This window comes from Thermococcus sp. (genome assembly GCF_027008145.1).
Classification (GTDB): Archaea; Methanobacteriota_B; Thermococci; order Thermococcales; family Thermococcaceae; genus Thermococcus.
Map to the genome: position 1 here is coordinate 1 of NZ_JALTCZ010000065.1, position 8,948 is coordinate 8,948.

Below are 8,948 nucleotides of genomic sequence, written 5' to 3' on the forward strand. Positions count from 1 at the left end.
TTGAGAAAGCTATCGCCTTGATGTACTGTTGGAAGTTAATTGCTTCATAGTCATACAGACGTTCAAGCCTCCTAAAGAACTCCCGTGCATCTTCAATCGTAAGGAACGGTGTTTTTAGTTCCTGTTCCCTCTTCCCAGCCTTGTTTGCAGTCGCACCTGCCCAGTCCAAGATTTTTAAGTTGTGCTCGGGCATTCCAAGGTCTTTGAGAACACGTTTTACTATCTTGAGCCTCTTAGACGCCGCTACACTAGAATATGCCGCCAAGACTTCTTCGACGTATTGCTCAAGCTTTCTAGAGGTGATTATGTATTCAACATCTTCCACCGGTGGTTCGATTTTAACCTTACTGCGTCCCCTGTTGCTACCCGTTCTTAAAGTTCCTGTCCTGATGAACTCAACAAACTGCCACACAATTCTCTCAACCTCCTTGATTGTACTGCTGCTTCTCTTAGCACCCTTGTTTGAGGCGTAGTTCTTGATGTACTTCTCAAGTTCCACTTTTGAGACCTTGTAGACTATGTTCTCGGGTTTGTATTTCAGCACCTTTATTTCAGCCATCTCGGTTCCCTCGCTTAGATTCCTAATATCGACTAACTTGGACATTCTTTACCACCCTAAATAGTTCGATTTTGCCCCCCACTCCAACTATTCAAAACTGCGAGGGAACCGCTACCGCGCAGTCGCTATCACTGTTCATACCTGTTCAGGGGGCGATGTTGTGTAAAGTCCGCAAACTAAAAACATTGTCATTTTAGAATTTTCATGTTAATTTTCCTGTTATTTGTCGTTGTTATTAACATATTAATGTCAAAAATGAATAAAAGAATGAACGAAATTTCAGAAAAATCGAAGGTCCCCCATGACTTTTTCATATGCCTCTTGTAGCTCATCTATCGTATGATGCGAGTAATGGAGGGCGTTGATATCGTATCTGATAGAATGACCCATCAATAGCTTTTTAATAGTTGCATTACCGTTTCTCCGGTCCCATTCCTGCGCGAAAAACTTGCGCATGTGTTTAGAGCGGAGTTTCTGATTTCGGAGCGGGCTCTTTCTCCTGAATGGCCGTTGAAGTTGGGGTATTGTAGCAAGAGGTTGAGTCAGATTGGGCCGATAAGTCCTGATGTAGTCCTCTAGGAGCTCTTGGACTTCTTCTGTGAAAAATACAACACGGCTTTGTCCTGTCTTGGTTTGATTAGTTCTTAAATAGATTCTACGAGTTTCAAGATCTATTTCTTTTAATGCTACTCTTCCCAACTCACTAACTCGTATTCCCGTTGTCGCCATTAGCAACATCGCGGTTACAAACTGATCCTTCTTTTGGTCATCAAAACGACCGCTTAGGTAAAGTGACTCGACTATGCCAAGCATGTGTTTTATGTCCCTAACAGTTACTATTGTTAGGTCAATGTCTAACTCCTTTGGGGCCTTTAGGGACCCTACCAAGTCAATGCCAGCAACACGGAAGAGTTTTTTGAGATAGGTTATGTTTTTGCGATAAAACGAGACTGAATATGTTGCTCGAAGAGTCTGAAGATAGTCTCTGAGATCCTTGAGGGTAAAGATGTACATTCCCTGGTGTTCTTTCGTCGCTTTTTCTAAGAAACTTTCCACTATGTACTCCACGCTTTTCTTGTGGTTGCGGGATACCGATCTCGCATCCAGTTCAAGGAAAAGCTTCTCAATGTCCTCTGGAGTTATCACGTAATATTGGTTCGAATTTTGAACTTGCAGATATTGCCTGTAGCGCCTCTGTTTGTTGTTTTCATGATATCTCTGTGTGAATCTGTTCACTTGTTTCGTTAAGTTTAAATACCATTCATTTTCCAATATTGCTGTATTGTGTTCTTTTCTTCCAGCTTGCAGGCCTTTGGATCCCGCGACCCGGGTTCGAATCCCGGCGGGGCTACCATAGAAACTTTGCTTATGCAAAGTTTCACCAAAGTTGGCAACTCCTATTGAAAGGCCGATTCTGGGTGTTTTTTTCTTTACATAACTGTTTGGAAGTGAGAACTTCCCCATTGTTTCCCAATATGGGTTTAACTTTAAAATCGACGTCCTTTGGACGCCAGGAGAGAATAAACCCTATTTCACCAGGCTTTTCCAAAGTGTTCTCACCTGAAAATGGACATCTGGCGTGTAAAATCAGTTTGTATGGATGTTCATTATGGGGAGAGCTATATGCTTTTGGTTAAGCTTTGCGCAAACAAAGCTTGCTAGAACGCAAACTCCTCTACCGTAAACGTCTCCATGACTCTCTCGAAGTCAGTCTCAGGGGCATAGGTGAAACCGCAGTTGTGGCACTTCAAAGCCCCGTTCTCCTCGCTCAGAGGAGAGAAACAGACGGGACAGCGGTATTCCTCGCGCTTCAGCCCCTCGTAGATTTCATCGCGCATCACAAGAAGATTCAGCTCACTCTCCCAGTCTTCGTGGAGCATGCCCCAGTAGGGAACCTCGACAGGATAGAAGTCCTCCAGGATCAGGGCGTTTATCCCTATACCCCTTACCCCCAGCGGGAGCTTTTCAGCGGGTTCAATCGAGACAACGTACTGGTCGTAGAACTCTATGCCTTCGGCCCTTATTGTGAGACCATGGGAAAGCCTTGAGCGGAGCGGGACAAGCTGGAGGAAGAGGTTCTCCCGCTCAACATCCCAGCTTGCGCTTATCGAAAGGCCTTCCTTCGTGAAGAACTGGGTTATGTAGCGGTCATTCCTCTGCTCCCCGGCGAAGGAGAAACCCAACTTACCCATGGCCCTGGAGAGAAAACCCGGTCGGGGGAGCTTTCGATAGGTTATCAGGTACTCCCCTATCCAACCTGCTAAGGGCATGGAGTAACCGATGAAAACCTGCCTCTGAACCCGGAGGTAGGCAACACTGGGGAGGAGCTTGAACTGGCTCATCGGGGAGAAAATTGGAAGAGGAAGTATAAATATCTAACTCCCAAAGAACTCGTCGAGGCTCACCCTCCTCTTCCTCTTTGACCTCGCACGCTTCTCTTTCTTGACTTCATCTTTGATGGTCTTTGACTTTTCGCCTGTTCTGGGCTTCTCTTCAGTCTCATTGCTCTCACGCTTCCTCCCTTTCCCGTTGAACTCGTCGAGGTAGCCGTTCCTTTTCTTGGAGTGACCCGTCCGCTCCTTTATCACCTTCTCGCAGACATCGGCGGAGAATCCCATGAGGGTCCTCTGCTTTTCTGGCAAAACGTTCTCGAAGAGGGTCTTTATGTCCTTCTCGGTCATACATATCCTCTGCTTCGTGTAGTCCTTGACCCGATAGCGGGTAACGAGCATTTTCGCGGTAGGGAGGTACTTTTCTACGGCGCCCTTGCTGACTGTCAGAACTATCTTTCCTCCACACTTGGGGCATTTTCCTGTCAAAGGCGGTCTCCGATACTTCGTGTTGCACTTCACACAGCGGAACTCCTGCCTTGTAAAGCTCCTCAGATTGCCCCTCAAATCGGGAATCAGGTGGGAGTTGAGTATGGTTTCAGCTACATGGTGCTCGTCAACGGCCCTTATTCTTTCGGCAAGGGCGAGCTGCCTCTCAACCTTATCAACCATGTCGCCGAGCTGTTTGTAGAGGCTCATCTTCGGACCCAGGCCGATGTCATCGGTGTCGTGGGTAAACTTTATCCCCTCGTACATCTCGGGCTTTCCAAGCCTGTCCTCAACGCGCTCGATGGCCTTTACCTCCTTAGGGGATTTCATCTGATAAGTCGCCTCATAGAACTCAAGGGGATAATAGCGGACGACGTCCATGTTGTGAACCTCACTGTCCACCTCGCGCGGGTCCAACCTTGTGGTAACGACGAGCGGGGCGTCCATCTTGCCGCCGCGCTTCTCGGGTAGATAGTACCTGCTGAAGTTGAGGAGAGCATCAAGGAGGAGCATGACCGCGTCCTCGTCACCATCACATTGATGAGTTATAATATTTTCATTAATTAGAACATTATGGTACTTTTTAGCATTAAGTGAGAACACAAAGTCATTTCCTAGTTTGACATACTCGATACGCCTAACTTTGACAAGCCATCCCAGCTCGTGAGAATACCTGTCATTGTTGTTCCTCTGGTTAGAATGACTGGAGTAGACAGCGTTCTTGCGCTTACTAACGAATCCAATCTCCCTAAAGAACCTGTGGTAGTGTTCCCCAGCGATGTTGAGAGCATAGACCATGGAGACAGGAGGCTCACTACCATGTTTGAAGTGGTAAAGCCTACCCCCAGCATTGCCCCTATTAGCGTTTTTGTCAAAAGTGTAGTAGCCTCTGATTCCAAACTTTGAAAGCAACAGTGTTTCAACGTCCTCAAGGAGAGCCCTGTTAATGCTGTAGACAACCACCCTTGGAACGGTGCTAAGGGAACTTCCGTCGCCCTCAAAGTAAGTTCTGAGCATCTCTGCAACTGCCTCTTTTGGAAGGGTGTACACCATTGCCGGAATGCGCTTTGTGTGGGCGTTCTTCCCGGCTTTGAGAACTCTTGTGAAGAGCAGATAGAGAACGCGGGAACCCACAGTAACTTTCTCGGCCCTCTCGTAGATTCCAAAGCCCTCTCCAAAGGCTTCCCTAAGGGCTCTCTTCAAATCCTCCCTGGCCTCTTCATCTTCGATTGAAAAGCTGATCTGATAGACACTGGCACTTTCCCTGGCGTAGCCCTCGGCGAGATAGTAGCCAAGAACCCTCATCAGAGGCTTTATCGGGACGAAACGATTGATGCGAACTTTATCCCTCTTGAAACCTATTGAACACTGGGGGGCCTTGGATATCGAGATGCCTTTCTCTCTGAGGAACCGAAGCAGAACTTCAAGGGGCACGAAATCTCTTCTCAGATAATCCGGACTGACATAACCATCAGCGCCAACCCCATTAAGCCATTCGGCAAGCCCCCTAACCATTATCCTGTCCCAGAGCTCTTTGAACTCTTCCCTCGCGAACTCCTGGAGAAGGTCGAGCTGCTCAACTTCAGTTTCTGGAAGGGCGAGCCTCGGGATGAGTATTCTGTCACCTTCCCTAACCTCAAAAGCCCTCTTCTCAACGAACTTTCCGTCCTCATAGACGAGAACCGGATGGTCAACAGTTGTCTCGAAGCTCCTGCCGAGCTCAAGCTCAAAGCGGATGATGTGGTCAGTGCTTGGCGCTTTTATAACATCTTCAACATCGGTTAGGACGACCCTGCCGCCCTCTGGGTCGAAAGAGTAGACCTTTACTTCCCGCTTTGGCTTTTTCCTAACATAGGCCATGTTCTCATAGTGCTCGTCCTCAAAGAGCTCGTACAGCTCTTCCAGCGTTATCCTCTGTGGAACACCGTCCACCTGAACCAAAATCCTCGTGTCACCCGGGAAGCAGTTCCTTCTCTTCGCGGCGTGATAATACGGATGGGCATAACCTACTAAAACGTCGGAGAAGCCTATGATCCTCCCGATTATCCCTGCTGAGGTGTGCGGTGCCAAACCTATGACCAGATGACCAACAAGATCCTCCATCTTCTCGGCGTTGTAGAAGCGCGGTAAGCCGTAGAACTTCTCAAGGAGGTCGTCTATGAAGCGCGCGACCTTGAGGAGGTATTTTCCAGCCTCATAGGGGAGTATAACATCCTGAACTTTAAGCTCCAGTATCTGGTCGTCCCGCTCAAGGGGCCTCCCCTCGAAGTCGTGGGTGTAGCCGAGCTCCCTCAATTTTTCTACACTAGTGCCTATCTCCTTAGGCTTGAAGTGTGTTATCGGGGCATCGGTGGCGTCAAAACGTATCGTGCCGTCTTTGAAGACGTAGACCTCGTTTTTGGCCCTCAAGAGGCCCTTCTCAAGGGGTTCTGCCATCTTATAGCCCGAGGTCATCCCCTTTACGCCCTTAAGCTTGTCTATCCCATAGATCTTGACGTTCTCCATGGCCTGGCGGAGCAGTTCAGAAGGCTTTATCGTCCTCCTCGCGTAGGGCTTGAGCTCGACGTCACAGCGCGGACAGTGGAAGTCAAAGGCCTCGGCCTCGCTCTCGGTGTAGTCGGCGTTGCACTTGGGACAGTGCCACAGGAGCTCCTTCCTCGTTCCACAGCGGGGACATAGATGCTCCGGCCCGACGTGACCGCACTTCGGGCACTTGAAGAAGGCTATCTCGACGCTCGCTATCTTGCCCTCCTCAGCGGCCTTCTTTATGTCCCTGCTCGGACCCCCGGGTAAGCCAATAGGGAAGAGAACCTGGACGGGTGGCTTCATCTTCCTCTCCTTGGCCTTCTCGGGCCTGCCCATCCTCGCCCCAATCCAGCTTATCCCTCTATCGCGGAGCTTTATCCCGTCCTTCTCATTGATGAGGTCTATGACTGTGAAGAAGGGCTTGGCTTTAAACTCCCACTCGAGATTGCCGAGCGGTGTTAAGAGTGCGGAGCTCCAAGGGTAGTCAACAACTATAACCTTTCTCCTATCTTCAGTTCTCTCAAGCCTGTGAGGCAGTCCCAGAAGTTCGAGGTAGCGCTTTATCTTGGCGTCGTTGTCGAGGATCACTTTTCTCGCGAACTTTATCTTCCTGAACTCGTCCCACTCGATCTGAGCGTTCACCAAAGCCCTCTGGAGCTCTTCCGCTTCCTCCGGCTCAAGTGTGTTCCAGTAGAGGGTGTAGTATGGGTGGAACGGAATGTCGAGAACCTTTGAAAGGTGTATCGCCTCCTCCACGCTCGGCCTGACGCGAAGCGGATCACGAAGGAGGTTCCACAGAAAATCAGGATCAACCCCGATGTACTCAGCGGCCTCCCCAACTGCCTCCCTCGAGTTCTCCTCAAAGGGTCTGAGTTCGACCTCGTAGGTCTCGGCTACGGCTTTAACGAGCTCCTGAACCCACCATTCCTCGACGTAGTTGGCTGGCAAAAGGGTCTGGTTGTTCTCGACGAAGTCCCCGAAGTTAACCAAGGCGTCGCCAACGTAGAGTATCTCGGCGATCTCATTGCGAACCTTTAGGGCCGTCTCGTAGTCGTCGACTCTCACAACCGAGCCGTTCTTGAGCTTGACTATCGGCCCCTCAACTGTAGTTGCTGGAGTTACGATACAGCCCTTTCCGGGCCTCTCCGTCTTCATCTGCGTTCCGATAGCTATGAACTCATCGAGGATAAGCATCGTAGCTGGATTGACGCTCCATGTGGCGAAGCCAGAAACCCTAGAACGGCCGTAACGGAGCCTAAAACCGCCGTTCGTTGAGGGCTCGGCGAAGAGGGGCCTTCCACCTATTATCTCCTTCGTGTACTTATTGTTGGGGGCGATATTAGCTTTAAAGCGCTCGTAGAGTTCGTAGTAGAAGCCCTTCTCGACCTTTTCCTTAACCTTAACTTTCCCAGCTTCCCCGACCTTTGACTCCTCCAAGGGTTTTTCTTCGGCTTTACCCTTTTCCTTGGCCTCCACGAACTCCTTTATCCAGTCCCAGCCCTCGATGCCCATCTTGTCTATGTACTTAACCAGCTTCTTGGCCTTCTGAAGGACACCTTCAGCTAAAACGAGTATAGCACCACCGCGCAGGTGGTTGGTCTCAACACCGGGAACATCCCTGTGTGAGACCTCGACCTTATCGGTTTCTTCGCCCGTTATCTCTATCGGGATGTTCTTCATGGCGAGTCTAACCTCGTCTGCCTCGGGGTGATACTGCAGCCTAGTTACGGCCCTGTGGTAGAGGTCAACCTCCTCGACCATTCTCTCTACGTGGTCATTACTCGGCTTGAAGCGGTCGAGACCGAGCTTCTTCCTCACGTAGTCGCCGACGAGGACGCTCAAGGCCTGGGCAGTTCCACCGGAGCTCCTTATCGGGCCGGCATAATAGAGGGCGAGGTACTCACTCCCGTCAGCCCAAGTGTTGCGTTTGATTTTAACGTCAGCGATGCCCTCAAGGGGGGCAGAAACGATGCCCTCAGTAAGGATAGCCAAAGCTGTTCTAACGGCCTGTTCGGCATAGCGCTCCTTGCTACCTAGGTCGCCGAACTTGCCGTCTATTATCTCGTCGACTATATTAAGGGCGGCAAGCTCCTTTCCGTACTCCTTGACGAGCTCCCTTATGCGCCCTGCAACGCCAGGAGGCCCTACAAGGCTCTCGACACGGCCGGCCATGTCAGTTGCCTGTGGAACCTCGACATCAGGACTTGGATCCTTTCCCTCTGAGCGGGCTTTCCTCGCTATCTCGTAGGCTTTATCGATCTCGCGTTGGAGCGACTCAAAGTAGGCCTTCATCTCGGGTGAGTAGAGCTCCATGTTTGCTCACCCTCCGGAATGAGCCCGGATAAGCCTCCCAGTTATTTCTTTTCCTTTGTCCTCGCCAAATTCCTTAAACAATTCAAGAAGTTCATTGTATGTCCCGTGCCCACCAATAAAATCCCAAAATTCAGAACCGATTAAAACCTCATTCTGAATGTCGAAATACATGCTTGTGAAGCTCCAACGATATCGGGATTTCTCTTCCCCAAAGGGATTATATAGCATTCCATAGTATGTTTTTGAACTGGGATACGTTGCGAGAAGATATAAAAACTTCTCCTTGGTTCGTCTTGTTTGATCTTTGTTGGGCTTGGGGGACTTGATTTCAATGAAATAATGGGGTTTTCCATCGTAGAGATAACGGTCAACAACGATTTTCTTGATGGATGAATCCTGAGGCTTTGGAATATCCACCGGATATGGCTTCACCCGCCCGGCAGCAACGTCTTCAAGGAACCTATTAACAAAGCTTTCCACGTTCGGGGAAGCAGTTACTTCAAAAGCTGAATTCCGCTTTACAACTTCCCACTTGCCACTATCTTCCGCGATGATCTTGGATATATACTCAAAAACACCCTGTCCAAGTGACGTCGAAAATGACCTGAAGAAGCTTTGAATGCGGAGAAGTTCTTTGGGAATCAAAGCCATATGGAACGACTTATAATTCCCTTTCTCAGGGTCAAAGAGTGCTTTTTCAAGAACCTCATCCTTGATAACTTGAGGGTCAT

The 8,948-nt window shown here is 49.5% G+C and carries 5 protein-coding genes; all 5 read right to left on the reverse strand.

Going from position 1 to position 8,948, the window contains the following annotated elements; translation table 11 throughout:
- A partial coding sequence (locus tag MVD07_RS03135; protein ID WP_297498529.1) for a hypothetical protein occupies window positions 1–604 on the reverse strand: 604 nt, incomplete at its 3' end.
- A gap of 234 nt (window positions 605–838) precedes the next feature.
- On the reverse strand, window positions 839–2,023 hold the full coding sequence (locus MVD07_RS03140) for a site-specific integrase (RefSeq protein ID WP_297498531.1): 1,185 nt from the start codon (window positions 2,021–2,023) through the stop codon (window positions 839–841).
- A gap of 194 nt (window positions 2,024–2,217) precedes the next feature.
- Complete coding sequence (locus MVD07_RS03145; RefSeq protein ID WP_297498534.1) at window positions 2,218–2,901, reverse strand: hypothetical protein; 684 nt, start codon at window positions 2,899–2,901, stop codon at window positions 2,218–2,220.
- Between the two features lie 33 nt (window positions 2,902–2,934).
- The gene (locus MVD07_RS03150; RefSeq protein WP_297498537.1) at window positions 2,935–8,217 is read right to left on the reverse strand and encodes a DNA-directed DNA polymerase II large subunit; all 5,283 of its coding nucleotides are present in this window, start codon (window positions 8,215–8,217) and stop codon (window positions 2,935–2,937) included.
- Between the two features lie 6 nt (window positions 8,218–8,223).
- Window positions 8,224–8,948: TdeIII family type II restriction endonuclease (locus MVD07_RS03155; protein ID WP_297498540.1), on the reverse strand; the 725-nt coding region annotated here is incomplete at its 5' end.

What these genes read in the sequence shown, in the direction of transcription:
- MVD07_RS03140 (WP_297498531.1), bottom strand. Translation starts at nt 2,023, where the DNA reads ATGGGGAAGTTCTCACTTCCAAACAGTTATGTAAAGAAAAAAACACCC.
- MVD07_RS03145 (WP_297498534.1), bottom strand. Translation starts at nt 2,901, where the DNA reads ATGAGCCAGTTCAAGCTCCTCCCCAGTGTTGCCTACCTCCGGGTTCAG.
- MVD07_RS03150 (WP_297498537.1), bottom strand. Translation starts at nt 8,217, where the DNA reads ATGGAGCTCTACTCACCCGAGATGAAGGCCTACTTTGAGTCGCTCCAA.